The sequence below is a fragment of the Halomonas sp. AOP7-E1-9 genome (assembly GCF_052376035.1).
GTDB classification, from domain to species: domain Bacteria; phylum Pseudomonadota; class Gammaproteobacteria; order Pseudomonadales; family Halomonadaceae; genus Vreelandella; species Vreelandella citrativorans.
This window is the reverse complement of record NZ_JBQSVC010000004.1, coordinates 129903-152003: the sequence shown is the minus strand read 5'-3', so window position 1 is coordinate 152003 and position 22101 is coordinate 129903. Positions and strand designations below refer to the sequence as shown.

Below are 22101 nucleotides of genomic sequence, written 5' to 3'. Positions count from 1 at the left end.
ATGAGAACAGGGGTTGATGGATTTCAAGGCCAACGGCTGAGCCAGCTGCGTATGGCCCAAAATTTGACCCTCGCGGAGCTGGGAGAGCAAATTGAACGCTCTTCCAGCACGATTTCGGCATGGGAAAAAGGTACCCAGCTACCTGAGGCTGAGTCCTTTGATCGCCTTTGCCACGTTTTTAATGTTTCACGTATGTGGTTTCTCAAGCCAATACCGCTAGCTTTCCAGAGAGAACAGCGCCCCCATTTTTTCCGCTCTCAAGCATCTGCTCACAAGCAGGCCCGTGAGCGGTCGCAGTTGTATTTAGCATGGCTTCAAGAGATTTCAGACTTCTTTCAGGATGCAATGGAGTGGCCTGAGGTCAATGTACCTATGCTTGATGCCGATGACTGTCGCCTGATCAGTGATGAAGAAATAGAAGATATCGCGCGCGAATGCCGTGAAGCTTGGAATCTCGGTACTGCCCCTATTCCGAATGTTATCCAGGTAATGGAAAATGCTGGAATCATTTGTACTCGTGCGACCCTGGGGCATGTCAAAATGGACGGTGTCTCCCATGTTTCCGTCTTGGATGGCCGACCCTATGTGCTGATCGCTGAAGACAAAGCGAATGCTATTCGTAACCGCTTCGACGCAGCGCATGAACTGGGGCATCTAGTACTACACTCGAAAATTCCGGCTTCGCAATATGTGAAAAATGAGCTCTACGACCTTTTAGAAGGGCAGGCACACCGTTTTGCCAGTGCTTTTTTGATGCCTCCTGAGAGCTTTGCGCAGGAGGTCGTATGGCCAACGCTTGATAACCTGCTCTCGCTTAAATCTCGCTGGAAGGTCTCAGTAGCGTCAATGATCGTACGCTGTCGAGACCTATCATTGCTTTCGGATCAGCTTGAATTAAGGCTTTGGAAAGGACGCTCTGCACGTAAATGGACGAAGGGTGAGCCAGGCGACGATACCTTCGCTTTCGAGCAGCCCAAGCTCATGATGCGCGGCGCTCATTTGTTGGTAGATAACGGCATCTTCGAGCGCGCTGAATTGGTGTATCAGATTGGGTTGCCGCCAGAAACCATTGAGATGCTTTGTAGCCTACGACCTGGTTATCTAAGCCAACAGTCCAATGCTGGTGATAACGTGGTGCCTCTCAAGCTCAAGCACAATACCGTAAGGTCTGGTCGAGCTACCCGAGCGGATGTCCTGCCATTTCAGAAATAGAGGTGAGAGCGTTGCATTTCCATTGGTTCACGAGGGTAGGTGCTTGTAGTAATTTTTTTAGCCTTTCCAGGAGGCTTGAGCACTTATTATCCATATAAACATAGCCTAGTTCAGACATCGCCTGCATCAATTCGTCCTGCCAATTCTGTTACAAACGGTGATGGATTATTAGCACTGTAAATTATATGAATTTCCTCTTCCGCACGCGTGAAGCCTACATAGAACAGGCGACGTGCCTCTCTTATCTCTCCCTCTCCTGCATTATTGCGCGGTAGCTTGCCGTCATCCATACCGAAGAGAACGACAAAACGGAACTCGCGGCCCTTGGAGCTGTGAAGGGTTGTCAAGGTGATGCGATTGTTGCCCTCGCCATGACCGCAGAAAAGGCCGAGCGTGAAGCCGTCACAGGTGTTCCCGGGGGCACTTTTCTCTACAAATGTATTTAGTGTGTTGCGCTCGTCGCTCATAGTGCGGCTTCGGGCAAGGTGATCGTTCAGCAACTCTTGGCGGAAGGTCGTTAGCCAAGTATGAAGATCAAGCGTGCTGTCACGCCGTTCCCATAGGAAAGTAATTAGCTGTCGCTGGAATTCGTTTTGCTCTGTTTCGGAGGCGAGCGTTTCAGCGAACAGACGCTCGCCGTCAGCCACGAGCCTTGAGAAGCGAGGTGTTCCTGTTTGCCACCCGCTGCAGCACCACGTGGCACATTGCTCTAGCCAGCGCATCAGTCGGCTTGAGCGGGGGTAGTGTGATTTACTGTCCGCCCTGACTGTGCCATAGCCGTATGCCTGGGCAGCATCTGCAATATAGTCACCGAGCCATGCGGCTGGGTAGAGGATAGCAATGTCTCCCGATTCTAAGCCCGGTAGCCTAGCTATGGCATTGGGAATGAGCGTCTCGAAAATGTAGTACGCACGCTGTTCATAGCTGCCATGAAGGGGCTGAAAATAGATAGTCCCTTCTGCAGCGCCCGCCGGAGCCTCGTATCCCCTTTCCTCACCTAGCGCGAACTGCGAAGCGGTGACGATGCTTGATCCGCAACGGTAATTCAGGCGCAGCGGAACCGTTTCTACATCCGCGCGCTGAGCAAGCCTCCTTAGCAGTTCCGGTTTTGCGCCAATAAAGCCGTATATCGATTGATCCACATCTCCGACAGCGAAAAGTCGTATTCCGGTGCTGAAGCAAAGTCCTAAAACCATACTGTGCAATGCACTGCCGAGATCCTGATATTCATCTACAGCCAAAACGGGATATTTAGCGCGAATGGCGCAGCGGAGCCACTTGTTTTCCCTAAGCGCACGCAAGGCGAGTAATGGCATATCATCGAAATCGATCAATCCTTGCGCCCTCAGCTCTTCTTCGTAGGCAAGAACGAGTTGAGCACATGTGGCATCGTCGTCATGAAAGGCTGCTGCCGCACGGTTTAGATGAGATCGACGATAACGTTCCATGAGTCCCTTCCACATTCTGTGTGGATCCTCATCCCTTCCAATAACCCTGTCATAGGCGCGCTCCAGTGCGTCGCGTTGTTCCTGCAGATTTGCGACTGCAAAATCTTCTGGCAGGCCGAGCCTAGCCACCTTTGAGTATGGCAATATGATTTGCGTTAGCGAGAATGAGTGGACAGTGCCAATAAAAATCCGTTTGCCAGGTGCAATACCCAGGTCGTTGAGCCTTTGCTCAAGTTCACGCGCGCATTCGTTGTTATAGGTAATGCAGGCTAGGCCCCGAGGCTCTTCAATATCTTCGGCGAGCATACGCGCTAGCTTGATTGTCAGTGTCTTCGTTTTGCCGCTGCCTGGGCCTGCCAGCACGACACAATGACCATCCGATTCATAGGCAGCCCACTGTCCCGAATTGCCCCGTAGGCTTTCGGCAGCCTTGATATACGCTGAACGCTCAGACACGGTCGGCCACGTATCTGATGGCACGGTCGATATATCCTGGAGGGTCAATCTCCTCGCAGAGAGAGAGCAGTCTTTGGGCAAACCTCCCCTTGCCAATGCTATCTATCATCTTTAGAAGAAGGCGCTCATCCAAGTTGTTGGGATTTTCTTCCCAACGATTAACTTGGTCTTGGCGCTCCGCGCTGAACCTGTACTCACGCAGCACCCCTATGATCGCGTCCGCGAACCCTTCCTGAAAAAGGTCAGCCTCAAGGGTCTGCATATTGGAAAAAATGCCGAAGTCCTCACACCGCTTACGAAAATCTTCATAATCGCTGTGCCCGGCCAGTTCCGCGAGCACATCGTCCGGGCTTTCTCCGGTGCAATGTTCCGCAATAATCGCAATAAGTCCTCGGCTGCGATTGTAAGCAAGCGGTTTTTTCCCTTCTTGCGGATCTCGGTCCGTGATTACGGAAAACGGTATGCCGAGACCGCTCAGAAATTTTACATATGGTTTAAAATTAGTTCCTGAAACTGAGCAGACAGTTATACCTAACCTGTCTAGAGGTTGTCCGATTCGCTCCGCAAGGGCGGGTACAAGGAACTTCTCTGCATCACCTTCAACTAGAATAACGCCTCGCGCGAACAGCATTTCTGCGCGCGTCACATCTAGATACCGTGCAATATCGTCCGCTTCGTGGTCACTGAGATTGATCTCTTGAGCTGAATAGCCGACAGTACCTTTCTCGCCGGCGTCCTTTAGCAACACGATTGACCGTAATGGTGAAACGCTTGCGATGTGTGGAGAGTGGGTCGTCAAAATGACTGAGAGAGGCCCTGGCGTCTCTTCGCCATCGACCGACTCGAACATTTGCCGGTAAACCGAGCGCTGTAGATGTGGGTGCAGGTGCGCTTCTGGTTCTTCTATTGCGAGGAATGTATGGTCGCGACTGTTTTCACTGATCAGTTGCCTGATTTCTAGTGTTTTTAGACTGAGGAAAACCAGGTTGGCAGAGCCGAGACTGGCATCATCGATTCCTCGCGCGCCATCATCAATTAATAGGCGGATGGAACGATGCAGGCGAGTCGGGTCCGCTGGGCTGAATCCGATACCGGGTCGGATATTCTGGCGCGGCCCGCTTAACTCTAAAAACGCGTCTGCGATGCGTTGTTGTAGTAATTGGACTTCTTCGAATTGCGTTATCTTTCCGGTAACTTCCTCAATAGCCGCGCCGATGGCCACGAGATCATCTTGGTCGACGGTCCTGAATGCCTCTTCCACCAGTGGGCGTAGAGGTGAGCGCCGCCATACGGCGAGATCACTCTCGGCGTCGCGCAGCGCCGGAAGTACTTCCATTGCGATTCGGCGCCGTAATTTGTGACCATAAGTTTTTGTATCACTCTCCCCCCCATAGCAGAAGAATTCGAAATCTGCTGCAGATATAGGGGCGTCAACGTCGAGATCGGCTCTCGCCCGAAGTTCATAGGAAAGCCTCACGGTCTCGGGATCGTCATCGAGTCGAAAGTCTGTAAGGACGGCCAGAATATCCGGATCATGCTCAAAGTCTTTGATTTCGACGCTGACCACGATATTGTCATCCGCACTGAGCGTTTCGAGGCCGTCCCAGAAGTCTGACGGGGAGAGCTGACGTGCGCTATCCGGTAGATTGTGGTCAAAAATGAGCCGCAAAGCGTACAGAAGGTTGCTCTTTCCAGTACGATTCTCGCCTAGTATCACCGCGTTGCCACCGAGAGCAACGTCAAGAGTCTGGAAGTTCCTGAAATTTCTTATAAAAATTCTAGAAAGGCGCATGTCCCAAACTCTGCTCTTTTAGGCTTTGTTTGTAACCTAACATAGCTTAGCGCGTATCGACACTTTTGCGTTCTGAATGAAAAATTAGTGCATATGCATCGTTCAACGCGATCAATATGACTAGACGGTTGAAGCGATGATAAGCTTGCTTGCTGATTACGAGTAAGTGGCCTGCGATAAGTAAATTGTTGAATAATAAAGGATAATTTATTTATAGGTGTAGCAGAATATAATTCGTATTCCTTAAAGCTAGGTGGTTGTGCTCATAATTCTTTGCATATGTGATAATAAAAATCACTGAAGGCAAGCACCCTCCTGATAAGCAATGCAGATCCTTTCTTGAGGTGGCTACCTGCCCCATCGTTCGCACATACCTTTGGTTGAAATGCCTCTATTCACGATTTTATGCCCATGCAATGCGGGGAGTAGACTGGGGAGTATATCCATAATAATTTCCTATTATTTTTATAGTCTTATGTTTTTATTGATTTTTTATAAAATTATCAATATTCAGATTCAGAATATTGAGTGATGTCGACGTAACAATATGACCAAGCTCTAAGTTTTAGTCATTAGTAATAAGCGTGTTTACCATCTACGGTTGCAATAATTGTTAAGCCACCAGGAAAATAGTTTTCCACGCCATTGGTTGAAGCCCTTGGCTTCTTTGGTTTTTAAAAAGCTAACGTATTTAGAGAGAATGCCGTGAGTGGGAACTTGGCCCTTCGTGATAATAGCGTCGCTAGTGCGTTAGTCCCTGACGCGTGGCGGCTTTTCGGGCCACTCTGAAAGGGCGATTTCGCCCTCGATAGCATCTATCACTACCTCAAATTCCTGCGGGCAGTGTTTCACGCCACACTCCCATACAACGATGACGCGCCATCCTTGAGCCTCTAGTTCGGCCTGTTTGCGTGCGTCTCTACGTACGGTCTCGGCGAGCTTGTTCTGCCAGAACTCCTTTTGGCTGGCAGGCGTTGTCGCATAGAAGCAGCCCTCATGGCGGTGCCAAAAGCAGCCATTTACAAAAAGAGCGACCTGATAAACAGGAATCACAAGGTCTGGTTTACCGGGCAAGTGGTTCGCGTGGGCGTCAAAAGAAATATGTCGTTTCTCTAGCTCCGCCTGAACGAACCGCTCCGGGACAGTATTTTTGCCCTTGATAGAAGCCATCATTTTTGACCGAGTGGAACGATCAACAATGTCCGCCATGGTGGTGCCCGCGAATAAATTCGATGAAGCTGGATAGCGTCTCGACGCTGCCTTGAGCGTAAAACGGCTGCAGCGGCGATGGAATTACCAGCTGAACGCCAGCATCCCTCATTTCCGTAAGCTGATGCTCTGATACGCCGGGTTGAAGGGTCAGCAAGTGCTTTAAAGGAATACGCTGAGCTTCATTCAGAACCTGCCGCCAGCGGTCCTTGCAGGTAGTTTTGACGCCCAGCATGTGAAGTCTTGAAGAAGGGAAATTAGGGTGTTGATACGCTTCACTACCGGGAAACAGGAAGTCCGGCTTTGAGCGTTTCTCGGTTCTGGCGCCGCGCTCAAATGGTAACCCGTGCTTGCCAAATATCCACTCCAGATGATTTTCCAGGGCGTGCCCGGCTCTGGATTTTCTTCGGTTCTGAACACTGAGAGAGAAGCTGATAAAAGCATCTACATCGTTAGACCAGCCGTTGGCATGCTCTACCAGATGTTTACTGACAATGTGACGCTCCAACTGCTTAAAGAGTATTTCTTCGCGCTCGATCAATGCCATCAACGTATCGTCAGGCGCGGAGACAGGATCAATATCATGTAGCAGCGTTTCAAGCGCCAGAGCTGACAGTTTCCGGGTGGTGGGAAATTTTAGGCCGAATCTTTCAAGCAGTAGATCTAGCCAACTATCCTCATCAGTACCTGCTTTTGGAACGGCTATCCCAACTTCGTCAGCAATATAGTTGAACAGTGAAACCGGAACCTCGATGCGGGTTGGGTCGATGATTTCAAGCGTCGTACCAGGCTCCTCATGCACACCGAACAGCCACAGAAGCGCTGTTCGAAGCTCACTTTCCTGGGGAATGATAACCAGCAGCAGAGAACCATCAGGCCGGTGAGCATAAATCAGGGTGTCGCCCGCCGCCGCGGACCTCAGGGGCTCATTGCTACTTTTATAGTACAAACGAAACTCTGCACTACGCGCCGGGTCATTCTCGCGTGCATCGTACCAGGTTAACGTTCCATTCTGAGAGAGCCTGTCGGCGTCATCATCACCCATATAGAGGCATGTGCTCTCAATACAGCGCCGCTCACTTCCGAGAATTTGACGGAGCTTCTGAACCCCTTGAAGTTCATGCTGGTTGGACTTTTTGGGGTTAACCTCAACCTCACTCAGCAGCTTTACGCCAACGCCTGTAAAGTGAGTGGACAGCTTTTCCATACGTTTATAGTCCCTGATATCCTGGCGTTCAAACCGTTGGCAAACCCGTTACAGCGCGAGGGGAATCTCAAGCTGTTTTTGATCTTCTTTCGCCTTGATAGACTCAATTTTTCGGGCAGCCAAAATTCGCGGCTTCATTAGCTTTGCCACTGACTCAAACACCGGGACAACCACCGAGTTACCAAACTGCCGGTAGGCTTGGGTATCGGATACCGGGATGACAAAGTTGCTTTCACCCAGCTTATCAAAGCCCATTAATCGTGCGCACTCTTGGGGCGTCAGCCTTCTTGGCCGGTGCGTGAGGTTGTGTTCACTATAGAAATCCAAGGCGTCATCGAATCCACGGTCTACCAAAATCTCCGAGCCATCCTTGTGATAACGGGCTGACAAGGTGCGGGCCACGTCGTGGGAGCGGGTCAAGCCAAAGCCGAATCCGTTACCCTTTTCGCGGTGCTTCTGCGCGTACTTGTAAAGGTACTCCCAAAGCTTAGGCGTCAGGATGTACTTGTCATCGACGTCCTTATCCAGGAGTTCGCCAAAAGAGGGGCGCTGCTTCGGATACATGTTGACGATATCTTTCAGGGTGAAGCCATCATGAACATCAAGGTCTCGACGAAAGCCCACAAGCACAATCCGCTCGCGATGCTGAGGAAGGAAGTGTTTGGCATCGATAACCTTGGGGTCCTGGCCTTTGGGAGCGTTAACATCCGCCACTTCATAACCCAGCTCATCCAGCGTCTCACAGATCACACGGAAGGTTTTACCCTTGTCGTGGCTCTTGAGGTTTTTGACGTTTTCAAGCAGAAAAGCCGCCGGCCGCTTGGCGGCCAGAATTCGCGCAACGTCAAAAAACAGTGTTCCCTGGGCATCGCACTCAAACCCGTGTTTGCGGCCAAGAGAGTTCTTCTTTGAAACGCCTGCCAGAGAAAACGGCTGACACGGAAAGCCTGCCAGTAATACGTCATGATCAGGAATCTGCTGATCAATGTGTTTATAGGCGGTATCTTCGTCAATCTCGAGGTTCGAGCTCAGCGTCACTTCGCGGATATCTTCATTGAAGCGATGCGTCAGCGGATCGCAGAAATGATTCGCTTTATAAGTACGTACGGCGTACTTGTTCCACTCGGACGTAAACACACATTCACCGCCAATGGCTTCAAACCCCTTTCTTATTCCCCCGATACCGGCGAACAGGTCAATGAACCGAAAAGAAGGCTTGAGATCATTGGGTTTAGGCGTTGGCAGCATGGACACCATGCGCTGGTAGGCGGCACGGGTAACTTTGGGTTCAGCCTTTCCTTTGGCCCAGCGATTAATGGTTTCTCGGCACCAGCTCCCCTTATCAACCTCGGCAAGTGCTTCAGCGATGGCTCTTTGATCGTAAATTTCCAACAGCTTGTTCAACAGAGCTCTGTCATCAAGCCTCTCATAGGGCGATAGAGAAGTACCTGCTGGTTGAGGAGCCGCGTCTGAGTCAGCAGCGTTATCAATCTCGAAAAGGAGGGTCATGAGGTTCTCTGGGTCAAATGTGTGACGATCTGCCACGATTGTAGACCCGTCGTTCGGTATTAGCGAGATCTTACTGCTGAATACGGCTGTTCTTTAACATCTGATCACTGGCCGGGCGATCCACATGGCCAGTGGCAGCAAGATGAATGTTTTTGGCAATTTCTTCGACAGGATCATCAAGCGTTCCCAGAAACTGAAACTCGGAAGGGATAACGTAGCGCGCTTTTTGCTCATCCTTTCCGGTGAAGGATTGTTCCGCCCCCGTTGCCGATGAGCGTCTTTTCATTATCTCGCGCAAGGTCGTTTCATCCAATAACTTTGCCAATAGTACGATGTTCTTGCGATCCCCGATTCGGTTGAGCAGGTAGCCCGTGCCCAGGTTTTTGTTCCAGATCGGCTTCACCATAATCATGTGCAGCGTCTTGATACCTCTTTGGGCCAGTGCCAGCATGACCATTAGTTGGCCGTTATTAATCCCAAAAGAGAGATTCTCATCAGGGCCAGTAACACGCGGGAACTTGTGCTTAACTTCCAGCTGTATGAAGGTGTTATCCGGCTGCCGTGCAAGGCTGTCGATATCCCACACGCCATCGAAAAAAGGCTGTATTGCACAGTTTTTGAATAAGCGATGGAGCACGACCCGCTTGAAAAGATCATCGCTATATTGGCTGGAAATGCCCGCCCAGAAGGCTTGTTGGGAGCGGTGTTCATCAATGACCGACGCCGCAGGAATCCTGAATTGAGGCACTGTTTGTCGGCGGTTCTTCAGCATAAAGGACTGAATGGGAATATGCGTTTCGCCGTTCCACTCCTTGATAAAGAAGTCTCGGGCTGACTCGTTGTAATAGCAATCAAACAGAAAACCGTCATGACTTCCTTTGGGCGCAAGAAGCCTGCGCAGCGCTGCTGCTGACGTACACGCTTCTGAGTGGTCCCACACCCACCAGGCATTCACAAACGTTTTCCGCGTCGAATGGCGCTGGGCTTTCACCGTCAGTGTGCGAACCAGCGAGATCGGCAATACGTCAATCCCTTGCCCGGTAAGCTTGCTGAGATACTCGTTAAACACTGACTCAATGACCAGACCTTCCAGCATCCGACTTTTGTCGGAACGGACGAGAATTTCCTTTAGCTGCTCGATGTTATCAAGTGGAATATCCTGAAGGGGCCCAAACGGGGTCAGCAAGCTCATTGCCTATTATCCTACACTACGCGTGGAGGTTTGATACTGGATGGGCAAGGGATAATTAGCAAGTGTTGACGTTGGGACGAAGATGACTTGGCAGTAGGGGGCAAGCTCGCAGGATCACGGGTGGCGAGGCCCACGCCAGCGAGCCTATTCGTGAGCAGGTTGAGGCATAGGGCATGATGTCCTTGGCCTGCTGCTTGTTATGGCTGCCCATGTGAAAGGCCAACAGGCCCAAGTAAAGTAGAACCCAAGGATCAGCCGGGATCTTACAGTAATGAGGGGGTATTTAAATTTGAAGAGAACTCACCGGCAGTCGTAATTGGCTTGCCGATCTGTGCTAACGCTCGTACTCAAGGCTAGGCATCATAAATGCATTGCGTTCAGTCAAACACTCGTTGGGAGCAAAGCAATGCATAACAATACTAAAATCGATTTTATCTACCTTTCCGAGCAGGACATGATCCGCGCTGGCGTCACCGACATGGCCGCCTGCGTGGATTCCATGGAAGAGGTCTTCCATCTGCTTCACATCGGCGATTATCGCATGGCCGGGCCTAATAATGACTCGCATGGCGCGATGGTGATGTTCCCAGAAGAGTCGCCCTTTCCCACCATGCCCAAGCCCACCGCGGATCGGCGCATGATGGCGATGCCGGCCTATCTGGGCGGTAGCTTCTGTACCTCGGGGGTGAAGTGGTACGGCTCCAACATCGCCAACAAGGAGAAGGGCCTGCCCCGCTCCATTTTGATGTTCACGCTCACCGACCCGGACACCGCCGCACCGCTGGCCTACATGTCGGCTAACCTTTTGTCGGCCTACCGTACCGGCGCAGTGCCGGGTGTTGGCGCGCGCCATCTGGCGCGCAAGGACTCCCGCGTCATCGGCCTTCTGGGGCCGGGCGTGATGGGCCGCACAAGCGTTGCGGCCTTCATGGCCGTCTGTCCGCAGATCGACACGCTCAAGGTCAAGGGGCGCAGCGGCGAAAACCTCAGTACCTTTTTGAATTGGGTGAAAGAGCACTACCCACAGATCGTCAACATTGAGGTGGTGGACAGCGCAGAAGACGTGGTGCGCGATTCGGACATCGTGACCTACTGCGCCTCCGGTGAAGTCGGCGACCCCTCCCAGTACCCGCTGGTCAAGCGTGAGTGGGTTAAGCCCGGCGCCTTTCTGGCCATGCCCGCACCATGCAACTTTGATGAAGGCATGGAAGCGCCCGACGTTCGCAAAGTGCTCGACGACACCGGCCTGTATGAAGCCTGGTACGAGGAAGTGCCCAAGCCGGCCCACAACGTTATTCCGCTGGTTGGCGTCAAGTTCATGGACATGATTCACGCCGGCACGCTCAAGGCCGATGACCTTGAGGACCTGGGCGCGATCGTCTCCGGCGACAGCCCGGGACGTCAGAACGACGACGAGATCATCATGATGTCGGTCGGCGGCATGCCGGTCGAGGACGTCGCCTGGGCCACGGTCGTCTACCGCCGGGCCGTGGAAGAGGGTATCGGCGTCAAGCTCAACCTGTGGGATGAGCCCGTACTGCGATAACGAATCAGCGCCTTCTCCGGCGGGGGCTCTTCACGGCGCGCCCGCCCTTTCATCGACTTCAAAGCGAGCGTTTAACCATGAGCACGATTACCAAGGTCAAGACCGGTTCCAAATTCGAGGAACATGCCAGCTACTCCCGCGTGGTAGCCGTCGACAACTGGATCCTTGTCTCCAACACGGCCGGTCGCAACCCGGAAACCAAGGAGATTCCGAAGGACGTCAGCGAGCAGCTCAAGCAGGTGTTTGCCAACATCGAGCGCGGTCTTGCCGCCGTCGACAGCAGCCTGGCGGACGTGGTGTCCGCGAAGATCTTCATCCAGAACCCGGCCGACACCGAGACCGTCATGACGCTGTTTGGCGAGACGATGCGTGGTATCGATCCGGTCATCACCGTGACCTGCCCGCCGCTGGGCTCGGAGGTCTACAAGGTCGAGCTGGAAGTGACCGCTTACCGCGGCGCTGGCAGCGCCGCGGTCCAGAAAATCGATACATCCACTCAGTAAGGCCGCGCCCGGGTTGTTACTCGAGCGTCCAACAGGCGACCGGCATCGACCGGTCGCCTCTGGTTTACTGGCCCACCGATCAGGACACTTTCATGGCACCGACCATCGCATCCGTTGACACCTCCAGAGACTTTCCCGCCTCGACCACCGTGGTTATCATCGGGGGCGGCATCATCGGCCTGACTGCCGCACTGACCCTTGCCGAACGCGGCGTGCCGGTCGTCGTGCTGGAAAAGGGTCGCCTGGCCGGGGAGCAGTCCTCCCGCAATCTGGGCTGGATTCGCAAGACCAGCCGCCACGGCGAGGATGTGCCACTGGCGCTGGCCGCCGACCGGCTGTGGGCCAACATGGCCGAGCGGACCGGCAGCGAGGTTGGCTATCGCCCCTCCGGCATCATGTTTTTATCGCGTACGCCCGAACAGCTCGCCGTGCACGAGGGCTGGCTCAAGTCGGTATCAGACCTATCGCTGGACTCGAAACTCATGAGTACTCGCGATATTGATAACTATGCCCCCGGCGGCCGCGGCCAGTGGGCCGGCGGTATTCTCACCTCCTCGGATGGCTATGCCGAGCCGACGCTGGCCTCCAGCGCCATCGCCCGGGCTGCCATCGCCCGCGGCGCGGTAATCGTTGAGCACTGCGCGGTGCGCAACATCGTTCGCACCGGCGGCCGGGCCAGCGGCGTGGTGACCGAGCGCGGAGAGATCAGCTGTGATCAGGTGCTGCTGGCCGGCGGTTTGTGGTCACGCCGTTTTCTGGGCAACATCGGCATTTCGCTTCCGACGTTACCGTTGGTCCTGTCGGTGCTTCGCACCGGCCCCATGGAAGGCCCGACCGACAGCGCCGTGGGCGGACCGGACTTCTCCTTTCGAAAGCACAGGGATGGCGGCTTCATCGTGACCCAGCGCGGTGCGCTCGATGCCCCGCTGACGTTCGATCACCTGCTGGTCGGCTCGAAATACCTGAGTTCGCTGCGCTCGCAGTGGGGGCTTTTGAAGATGTCGCTGGGCAAGCACTTCTGGCGGGATCTTGCGCTCTCCAGGCGCTGGGCGCAGGGCCGCTCGCCCTTCGAGCGCGTGCGTACCATGGACCCGCCGGTCAACGAGCAATTCAACAGAGACGCCCTGCGCAACCTGGCCGCTGCCTGGCCAGCGTTTGAAAACGCCACTGTAGAGCAGTCCTGGGCGGGAATGTTCGATGTCACGCCGGACTCCAACCCGGTGATCGATGCCGTGCCCGGCGTGCCGGGGCTGACGCTGGCGACCGGCTTCTCGGGACACGGCTTTGGAACCTCGCCGGCAGCCGGCCAACTGGCGGCTGATCTGGTCATGAACGAGACGCCGATCATCAGGCCGACACCCTATCGATTCGGCCGGTTCTAAACCGCGCTTACACTACTGATAGGGGCGGGGTCTTCAGGGCGCGAGCGCGAGTGGCGGAGGGCAGTTCTTGGAACAGGCGGCGGTATTCGCGACAAAAGTAGCTCTGATGAAAAAAGCCCTGGCTAGCGGCGGCATCGGCTAGTTGCTGCGAAGGGTTTTGCCACAGGCTGCGGCGTACGGCGTTGAGGCGCAGGGCGCGTAAGTAGGTTACGGGTGACTGACCGATCTCGGCTTGAAAGCTGTACTGAAGCGTGCGCCGTGAAATCCTTAACTGATGGCACAGCGTCATCAGCGAGGGCGGATTCTCGGGCTGGCCACGCATCAGCTCATGGCAGCGGTCAACAATATAGCGTCGGGTTCGGTAGTTGCTTGCATCGGCGTTACAAGCCAGCTCGACATCGTCAAGCAGTAGCTCGACACTCTCTTCGATCTGGCGCAGGAGAGATCGCTGTAACGCGGCGGGCATCGGCTCCTGGTGAGAGCGTTGACGCAGGTAGTCGGTCATTCGCTGCCAGAGTTTACGCGCCTGCGCGACCCGTTCGGGGGCTACATCGAGCCGCCGCAGTCGGTGGTCGTCGCGGCCGAGCCACTCATGATGGCGCCGGTCGATGGAGATCACCAGCAGGTCGTAGTTGGAAGGCGTAATGCTCCAGAACTGTTCGCAGCGCGGAAGGGCCGTTATGGTGTCGGGCTTGTAGAGAGTCTCGCTTGGCCATCGTATCGGTGTGACCAGGTGCCATTGTGAGTCGGGAAAATGCATTCGCTGCGAAAGTCCCAGGTTGGCGCTTTCACGAAAAAGCCGTACTTCCTCGCTTGCGATATCCACGATATCGCCCGAAAAAATGCCCGATACGATCTGGCTGGATTCCTGCTGCCAGCCCTGCAGGCGCTGAGCGTGCTCGGCGGCATCCAGGCAGTGATGCGTTGTAATTGTCATGAAGAGACTCCTCGGAGCGTGTCCATGCGCTTTTGGTAGGCAACGTGTGATTAGTTATCTGTTGCCGTACGAGCGGCAGCGGCTGTCTCATCCGGCGGCATACAGGACCAAAGGATGGTGGTGCCAGGACGTGTTTTTATCTAGAGTGAGTTAAACCATTAAAATATTAATGAAATGGTGACCCAATGCTATCCACGAATGCAAGTGCAACGTTCATGCCGTTCGATGTCTGGCTTGGTGCTCTGCGACAGACCTGCGGAAATTTCGACTCCACCCCTCGGGATCGGCGTACTTTTCAAGGCTACATATCGACTCGCACCAACGGCGGTATCGACATTGCCAATATCGTTACGGATGCCGAGAAAGTGACCAGTCGTCGCGCCCAGCGATGCGATGAAGAGCGCCACTGCTTCTTGGTCGTGCAAAAACAGGGGCGCGCCACGTTGGTGCAAGATGAGGTGTCAATCACACTGCGGCCGGGCGAGATGGCGCTAATGGATTCCGTCAAAGCCTGCGACGTCATCCCGCATGGCTTGATTGAGCATGATTCGCTCCACCTGTCACGCAGTGAGGTGGCAAGTCGCTTCGGTGATGTCTCGCTGCCTTTCATGAAAATCACAGCAGACTGCGCCAGCAGTCAGATTCTGCAGCTGGTGGTCAATCGCATGGTGACCGAGCCGCTGGCATCGGTCGACGTGAGGGAGCAGGGGGTGGCTGATTCACTGGTGGCGCTGCTGCCGGCGATCTACCAGCATCAGGCACTGTCGCCGTCGTTCATGGAGCAGGCCGATGGTACGCTGTTCAACTGCGTGCAGCAGTTCATCGATCAGCATCTTCATGAAGACGATATTGGCCCAGAGCGTCTGGCGGTGGTTTTTCACATGTCGGTTCGCCAGCTCTATCGGCTGTTTGAGCAGCATAATGAAACAGTATGTCGCTACGTTCAGCGTCGTCGTCTGGCTCGCTGCGCCGAGGAGCTGGCAAGCCCCATGCTGGTTAAACGCTCAATCACCCAGATTGCCTATAAATGGGGGTTTATCGATTCGGCGCACTTCAGCCGTTCCTTCAAGCGTGAGTTTGCAAGTTCGCCTCGGGAGTACCGCCGAGCACATCTTGAGTACGCCGCTTAACGTATTGTCCTTTTAGGCTAATTGTCCCTCTAGCTAAGGCTAACCATGCAGATGATGCGTCCCTTCAATGACGGCCACCTTTACAAAAGTGGCCGTCATGAATCGCGCCTTCCTGGAAGGCATTCGCGCTAGTAGGCGATACAGACAGACTTGAGCTCGGTGTAGGCATTGACCGCTTCTGGGCCAAACTCTTTGCCGATACCGGACATCTTGAATCCGCCGAACGGCATGGCCGGGTCGAGGGTGACGTGAGTGTTGACCCAAACGGTGCCGGCCTCGATCCGTGGCGTCAGTGCCATGGCTTTGGACAGGCTGTTGGTCCAGAGGCTGGCCGCCAGTCCCAGGTCACTGTCGTTGACCATCCGCAGCGCTTCTTCCTCGTCATCAAAGGGAATCACGGTCAGCACGGGCCCGAAGACCTCTTCGCGCGCGACTTCCATGCCGTGATCGGCGCCGCTGATGATGGCGGGCGACACGTAGAAGCCTTCCGTGGGCACGTCGTTGCCCACATGGATTTTGGCACCCTGCTCGCGCGCCCGGTCGAGATAGCCGCGCACGCTGTCCTGCTGTCGCTTGGAAACCAGCGGATTGACCTGCGCCTGCGGGTCCATGCCGGGGCCAGCTTGCATGGTGTCGACGGCTTGGGCCAGCCGCTCGCAGAAGGCGTCGTGAATGCTGCGGTGCACGTAGAAGCGTGAGGCCGCCGCGCACACTTGGCCCTGGTTAAATAGCCCGCCCATCAGCGCGCCGTTGACCGCCTTGTCGACATCGGCATCTTCAAGCACCAGCATCGGGTTCTTGCCGCCCAGCTCCAGCGAAAAGTGCGCCATGTGCTCCACGGCGGCGTGGCCGACCTGCTTGCCGACCGCGGTGCTGCCGGTGAAGGTGACCTTCTTGACGTCCGGATGCTCGGCCAGGCGCGTGCCGACCACCGAGCCCGAACCCAGCACCACGTTGAACACGCCCTGCGGCACGCCGGCTTCCAGCGCCAGCTCCGCCAGACGCAGCACGGTCAAAGGCGTTTCCGAGGCGGGCTTCAATACCACTGTGCAGCCTGCGGCCAGCGCCGGCACCAGCTTCCACAGCGCAATCATCATCGGGAAGTTCCACGGCACGATGGCCGCCACCACGCCCAGCGGTTGGCGCAGGGTGTAGGCATTGAACTTCGCGCCTTCCGGCATGCCGATGGAAACCTCACGGGTGCTGCCTTCGAGTTTGGTGGTCCAGCCGGCCATGTAGCGAATGAAATCAATTGAGAAGCCGACATCAACCCCGCGGGATAGGTTAATTGATTTACCCTGATTGAGGGTTTCGAGCTGGGCCAGCTCTTCGCCGTGAGCCTCAACCAGATCGGCAAAGCGCAGCAGAATTCGTTCGCGTGCAGCCGGCGTCAAACCACTCCAGCGGCCGTCTTCGAAGCTCTCTTTGGTGAGTGCCACTGCGCGGTCTACCAAGGCGGCATCGCCTGCGGCCAGGGTGGTCAAGGGTTGACCATTCGAGGGGTCAATCACGTCGAAGGGATTGCCTTCGTTTACAAAGCTACCGTCGATAAACGAGCCCTTTGCCCGTTTGAAAAAGTCCTGTATGACCTGTTCTGTGGTGTTCTGGCTCATAAACAATCTCCTGCGCATTCAAGTGTCGAATGAAACGCCATCGGCATATCACTCGATATAAAAAGGTGACCTGCTCAGCAGGCTAATGCGCTATGCCACTAACAGCTTGCTCGTCTTTGCCATGTGCATGACGCTGCCTGCCGATGACTAGAAATTAAATCCGACCAGCAGCTGGGTGTAGTAGTTGGTCCCACTATCGCCGAGCTGCGTGCCGCCGTTCGACGCCGATTTATCTGGGGCGTAACGACCTACCAATGGCATGACCCACCAGTGATCGTTGATCGCCCAGGTGGCGTAAAGATCAATCTCGTTGCCATCAAGGTTCGGCCCCTGCTCGGTATCGAGGGTATCGAAGCGATACATCAGCATGCCGAGGTTAAGCCGCTCGGTGGGATCGAACGACAATGACACCTGATGGATGCGCGCGTTGGACGCGAAGGGGCCTGCGTAGTTGGCCGCCACTTCACCCTGGAACCAGGTACCGAGTGCTCGGCCATTGCCATAAAACAGCGGGTCATAGCCGTCGGAGAAGCGGCTGAAACGGTAGCTTGCGTAGGGAGAACCCGGAACCTGGTCAAAGGTCCAACCTGCTTCCACATACCAGGCGTTTTCATCGGCATTGTTACCCTTTTCCTGCCAAGCGTACTGACCCGACAGGAACAGCTTCTCTACGCCCGCGTTGCCGTGACCGTAGAGAGTATAGACTTGGGTATCGTCTCGGTCAGGGTAGAGAAAAGCGTAATCGCTGTCGGTACTGAGGACGTTGAGATAGGTCGCACCAAGCGTGGCCTCATCGCTCACGTGTTCAAGGGTTCCCACCGCCATTTCAGGCTTGGCCTGGGCCCGATTGTCGGATTCCAGCCACATTAGGTCGCCCCGCCAGCCCTGATCGCCGCCGACGCTCACCACCGCGGTGTTCTTGAAGGATTGCCGCGCTGCCAGATAGTAGCCACCGCCACGGTTGAGTTCACCTCCCAGCACGCCTTCGCCGAAGTTGAGCGAGTCGCCTGAAATTAGAAAACCGTCCCCCGTTTGAATGTATTGACGGCCCACAGAGATATCAATGCCGTCCTGGCCGAGGGCGGGCACTAGGTTGCCGGATTTCCAACCGACGGAAAGATTCTCTATATGCGTGCGGCGCTCGTCGCCGGTGGTGAACCCGGCAGCATCGCCCTGGCCCCAGGTGCCGCTGGACGTCCAGGCCACATTGGCGTAAAGCGAACCGGCCGAAGGCGAGGGCGTATGGGTGACATCGAGCCCGTACTTAAGAAAGCCCTCCTGCCAGTCTCGGCCGCCGGGTTCGGCCGTTTCCGACTGGGCGTAGCCCTTCTGGCTATGAAATGCCCCGGCCACGCCCGTGACGTTCAGGTTGATCGTGGTCTGATCGGTACTATGAAGCTCAAGTGCCGAGGCGCTGGCGCACATCGAGAGTGTGATGACCGAGCCAAAAGCAAGCTTGGGCAGCAGGGAGTTGTCGCGTGAGTTAGTCATAAGTCAGTGATCCCATTCGTGCGATGCTTGTTGTTATGAGAAAGCAGCGTCCATAGATGGGGCCGCTGACTGACAGGCTAACGAGCCGGGGGCTGTCATTCTTGTCTGCCGTTGACGAAAATCTGCCTCGCGCTGCCTCAACGCTTGCAAACCGGTAGAGGCTGGAGACGCCATGTGCCGACAGCTGCGTGGGTCATTTCGGCATGCTGATCACCTGGAGCTGCGTGTATTCCAGAAGCCCTTCGACGCCGAACTCGACACCGACACCAGAGAGCTTGCAGCCACCAAAGGGCGCGTGGGGGAGTACCTCGGCGTGATTGTTGATCCATACGGTGCCGCATTCGAGCCGCGTTGCGACACTTTTCGCCGCGTCGGGGTCGCCGCTCCATACCGAGCCGCCCAGGCCAAAGGAGCAGTCGTTGGCCATGGCCAACGCCTCGTCGATATCGCGATAACGAATGACCGGCAGCACCGGGCCGAACTGCTCTTCATCGACCAGACGAACGCCATTACTGACGTCTGCCACGATGGTTGGGGGGTAGAAGTAGCCTTTGTCGAAAACGCGGGCTCCCCCGCTGAGCACACGTCCGCCGCGAGCTTTGGCATCCTCGACCAGGTCGACGATCAGCTTGAACTGTTGAGCGTTCTGAACGGGTCCAAAGGTGGTGCCTTCGACCAGGCCGTCGCCCACCCGCTGCGCCTGGGCCAGCTCGGCTAGTTTGTCGCAGAGTGCCTCGTAGAGATCTTCGTGCACGTACAGCCGTTTCAGCGCCGCGCAGGTCTGGCCCATATTGACGAAAGCGGTATTGAATATTGCTTCGGCAATGGCGTCGATATCGGCATCCGGCAGCACGATCCCTGCGTCGTTGCCGCCCAGCTCCAGCGTCAAACGCTTCAGGTTACTGGCCGCGTTGGCCATGATGTTTTGCCCGGTCGGTGTCGAGCCGGTGAAGATCACCTTGTCGATGCCCTTGTGACGGCTGATGGCTTCACCGATCTCGCGCTCGCCGGTCACCATGTTGACGACACCCGCGGGCAGCACCTCGTTGATGATCTCGACCAGCCGCAGCGTGTTCAGCGGCGTCAGCCCCGAGGGCTTGCATACCACCGTGTTGCCGGTACGCAGCGCCGGCATGATGTGCCAGATCGCGATCATCAGCGGCCAGTTCCAAGGAGTGATCGAGGCCACCACGCCCAGCGGCTTGCGGTGCCCTTCGATCCGCTTTTGCTCGTTATCCTCGAAGACCTTGACGGGGATCTTGACGTCGGCGTTGTAGCGTGTCCAGGCAACGGCGCCCTGCAATTCGCCTTTAGCCACCACCAGCGGCTTGCCCTGCTCCAAAACGATGATGCGCGCAAGCTCGTCGGCGTGGGTTTCCAGACGGTCGGCGATGGTGTGCATCAGCGTACAACGCGCACTCTCCGACGTTTCACGCCAGTTTGCAAACGCCTTGCGTGCGGCATCAACCGCCTTATCCAGCTGTCCTGTTGAGGCCTGCTGCCCCTCCCCTATCACGCTTTCGTCGGCTGGGTTGATGACCTCGAAAGGCGCTCCCTCACCGGCCACTGTCTGGCCATCGATCAGTAATTGGCAAATATGCTTTTCCATGACTATCTCCAGGGCGAGGTCGGCACGTCTTGCGTGCCTACCAGTTCGTGATGAATGCTCGCGATCAATGCAAGAGGTTATATCGTGTGGTTTTTCGCTGCCCGAGCTGGGAATTATTCAGGTCGAGTTCTTCGCATATAAACAGAAACAGAAACGACAGCCCCATGCGATCAGAAAAGATGAACCCGAAGCAGATCAACAGTACCTGCAGCCTGTTTTCATAGATATGGATCTTCCTTAGCTCTCCTCGGAGCGGCCCCTGACCTTGGCACTTTTCAGAACGAACTCGGCACATCGCTCAGCGATCATAATGACCGGCGCGTTGGTGTTACCCGAGATCAGCGTAGGCATGACCGACGCGTCTGCCACGCGTACACCCTTGATACCGTTCACCTCGAGCCGCGGCGAAACGACGGCCTCAGCATCCGAGCCCATGCGGCAGGTGCCTGCGGGATGATACACCGTCTTGGCGTGGGTTCGAACGTGGGCCTCAAGCGCTTCGTCGGAAATTTCCTTCTCGGCGGAGGGCAAAAGCTCGTGGTCGATCAGCTCGGCAAGGGCAGGAGCACGCAGTATCTCTCGCGCCAGACGAACCCCGCGCACCATGGCATCGACGTCTTCCTGGGCGGAGAGCGCCCCGCTGTCGAACAGCATCTTGTCCTCGGCAATGGCGCTTCTAAGCCGCACCGACCCGCGCGAACGAGGCCGCAGGAAGCACGGGCTCAAGGTAATGCCGTGGCCCTCAAGGGGCTCGCGATCCACATCTCCCATCAGGGTGGGCACCACATGGAACTGGATATCCGGGCGGCCTTCGCCGGCGGTATCCACAAAACAGCCCGACTCCACCACGTTGGAGCTTAAAAGGCCGGTGCGGAAAAGTTTCCACTGAATGCCGTGTTTGAGCGCTTTCAGCCCCTTGTCCTGCCCAAACAGGCTGATGGGGGCTTTCGTCCGGCCATATACGCCCACCTCGAGATGATCCTGAAAGTTCTCGCCTACCTGAGTGCTTACGGCAACTGGCTCGATGCCATGCCTGCTTAGCTCGTCCTTGGGGCCGATTCCGGAAAGCATCAGAATCTTGGGCGTGGCCAGCGCTCCGGCGCACAGAATGACCTCTTCGTTTACGCTGACGCGCTCCAAGGCGCCTTTGCTATTGCGATATTCAACGCCGGTTACCCGCTTGTCTTCGTCGAATAGCAGCTTATGCACGTAGCAGCCAGTCTGGATCTCGAGATTGGGGTTATCCCTGACCGCCGCCAGATAAGTCGCGGCGGTACTGCCGCGCTGCCCGTCGAAGGTGGTGGTGTGATAGAAGCCGACGCCGGTTTGATCTTGGCCGTTGAAATCGTCGTTGTAGTCCAAACCGCGCTGCTGTGCAGCCTTGACGAAGGCGAGACTGAGCGGGTGGCGGTGGCGCGTATCGCTGACGCGTAAAGGTCCTGCGTTGCCGTGATACTTGCCGCCCAGGCGCATATGGTTTTCGGCACGACGAAAGGCCGGTAGGACATCCCGCCACCCCCATCCGGTGCAACCTTGCGCTTCCCAGTCATCGTAATCCTTGGCCTGACCGCGAATGTAGATCATCGCGTTGACCGAGCTTCCCCCTCCGAGTGTGCGTCCTTGGGGCACGTAGGAGATACGCCCGTTAACTCCGGGCTGGGGGTCGCTTTCGTAGGTCACCGTGCGCTTGGTTCCCAGTACCTTGACGAAGGTGGCGGGCATATGAACGAACAAAGAGTCATCCGGCGGCCCGTCTTCGAGCAGCAGCACCTTCTTGCCCGCTTGGGTCAGCCGGTGCGCTATTACACAGCCTGAAGAGCCGCCGCCAACAACAATGTAGTCAGGTTGAGTCATAACCAGCATAT

At 55.7% G+C, this 22101-nt stretch carries 16 protein-coding genes; 5 read left to right on the top strand and 11 right to left on the bottom strand.

What is annotated here, in order from left to right:
• The gene (locus ACT3R4_RS04195; RefSeq protein WP_192526795.1) at positions 1-1212 is read left to right on the top strand and encodes a helix-turn-helix domain-containing protein; all 1212 of its coding nucleotides are present in this window, start codon (positions 1-3) and stop codon (positions 1210-1212) included.
• A gap of 110 nt (positions 1213-1322) precedes the next feature.
• Here the strand turns inward: ACT3R4_RS04195 and ACT3R4_RS04190 are convergent, their stop codons facing one another.
• The 6 genes from ACT3R4_RS04190 to ACT3R4_RS04165 form a co-directional block, all read right to left on the bottom strand.
• Positions 1323-3140 (bottom strand): ATP-dependent helicase, encoded by a 1818-nt coding sequence (locus tag ACT3R4_RS04190; protein ID WP_287078144.1) that lies wholly within the window; start codon positions 3138-3140, stop codon positions 1323-1325.
• Positions 3109-4908: an ATP-dependent nuclease gene (locus tag ACT3R4_RS04185; RefSeq protein ID WP_441677621.1), complete on the bottom strand. Its 1800-nt coding sequence runs from the start codon at positions 4906-4908 to the stop codon at positions 3109-3111. Before ACT3R4_RS04185 ends, ACT3R4_RS04190 begins: the two co-directional genes overlap by 32 nt.
• A 750-nt stretch (positions 4909-5658) precedes the next feature.
• Positions 5659-6117, bottom strand: coding sequence for a very short patch repair endonuclease (locus tag ACT3R4_RS04180; RefSeq protein ID WP_192526797.1), 459 nt, complete (start codon positions 6115-6117; stop codon positions 5659-5661).
• Entirely contained in the window at positions 6101-7324 is a 1224-nt protein-coding gene (locus tag ACT3R4_RS04175) for a type II restriction endonuclease (RefSeq protein ID WP_441676402.1), read from the bottom strand. The genes ACT3R4_RS04180 and ACT3R4_RS04175 overlap by 17 nt, the downstream gene beginning before the upstream one ends.
• A gap of 48 nt (positions 7325-7372) precedes the next feature.
• Complete coding sequence (gene dcm / locus ACT3R4_RS04170) at positions 7373-8833, bottom strand: DNA (cytosine-5-)-methyltransferase (RefSeq protein WP_441677623.1); 1461 nt, start codon at positions 8831-8833, stop codon at positions 7373-7375.
• A 70-nt stretch (positions 8834-8903) separates the two neighbouring features.
• Complete coding sequence (locus ACT3R4_RS04165) at positions 8904-10025, bottom strand: hypothetical protein (protein WP_441677625.1); 1122 nt, start codon at positions 10023-10025, stop codon at positions 8904-8906.
• 406 nt (positions 10026-10431) lie between these two features.
• Here ACT3R4_RS04165 and ACT3R4_RS04160 point away from each other — a divergent pair, with 406 nt between their 5' ends.
• The 3 genes from ACT3R4_RS04160 to ACT3R4_RS04150 all read left to right on the top strand — a co-directional run bounded on the left by ACT3R4_RS04160 (position 10432) and on the right by ACT3R4_RS04150 (position 13456).
• On the top strand, positions 10432-11571 hold the full coding sequence (locus ACT3R4_RS04160; RefSeq protein ID WP_441677627.1) for an ornithine cyclodeaminase family protein: 1140 nt from the start codon (positions 10432-10434) through the stop codon (positions 11569-11571).
• 77 nt (positions 11572-11648) lie between these two features.
• Positions 11649-12074 carry a Rid family hydrolase gene (locus tag ACT3R4_RS04155; RefSeq protein ID WP_441677629.1) on the top strand — a complete coding sequence of 142 codons (426 nt, stop codon included), beginning with the start codon at positions 11649-11651 and terminating at the stop codon, positions 12072-12074.
• Positions 12075-12166: 92 nt separating this feature from the next.
• Positions 12167-13456 (top strand): NAD(P)/FAD-dependent oxidoreductase, encoded by a 1290-nt coding sequence (locus tag ACT3R4_RS04150; protein WP_441677631.1) that lies wholly within the window; start codon positions 12167-12169, stop codon positions 13454-13456.
• A 7-nt stretch (positions 13457-13463) separates the two neighbouring features.
• Here ACT3R4_RS04150 and ACT3R4_RS04145 read toward each other — a convergent pair whose 3' ends face one another.
• Positions 13464-14393 (bottom strand): helix-turn-helix domain-containing protein, encoded by a 930-nt coding sequence (locus ACT3R4_RS04145; RefSeq protein WP_441677633.1) that lies wholly within the window; start codon positions 14391-14393, stop codon positions 13464-13466.
• Positions 14394-14578: 185 nt separating this feature from the next.
• On the opposite strand from ACT3R4_RS04145, the gene feaR reads away from it, so the two are divergent.
• Positions 14579-15523, top strand: a complete 945-nt coding sequence (gene feaR / locus ACT3R4_RS04140; RefSeq protein ID WP_441677635.1) for a transcriptional regulator FeaR — start codon at positions 14579-14581, stop codon at positions 15521-15523.
• Between the two features lie 128 nt (positions 15524-15651).
• Here the strand turns inward: feaR and ACT3R4_RS04135 are convergent, their stop codons facing one another.
• From ACT3R4_RS04135 to ACT3R4_RS04120, 4 genes are all read right to left on the bottom strand, one after another.
• Positions 15652-17136, bottom strand: a complete 1485-nt coding sequence (locus ACT3R4_RS04135; RefSeq protein ID WP_441677637.1) for an aldehyde dehydrogenase family protein — start codon at positions 17134-17136, stop codon at positions 15652-15654.
• Between the two features lie 147 nt (positions 17137-17283).
• Positions 17284-18627, bottom strand: coding sequence for an alginate export family protein (locus tag ACT3R4_RS04130; protein ID WP_441677638.1), 1344 nt, complete (start codon positions 18625-18627; stop codon positions 17284-17286).
• 193 nt (positions 18628-18820) lie between these two features.
• The gene (locus tag ACT3R4_RS04125) at positions 18821-20236 is read right to left on the bottom strand and encodes an aldehyde dehydrogenase family protein (RefSeq protein WP_441677640.1); all 1416 of its coding nucleotides are present in this window, start codon (positions 20234-20236) and stop codon (positions 18821-18823) included.
• A 237-nt stretch (positions 20237-20473) separates the two neighbouring features.
• On the bottom strand, positions 20474-22090 hold the full coding sequence (locus ACT3R4_RS04120) for a GMC family oxidoreductase (protein WP_441677642.1): 1617 nt from the start codon (positions 22088-22090) through the stop codon (positions 20474-20476).
• Between the last annotated feature and the right edge of the window lie 11 nt (positions 22091-22101).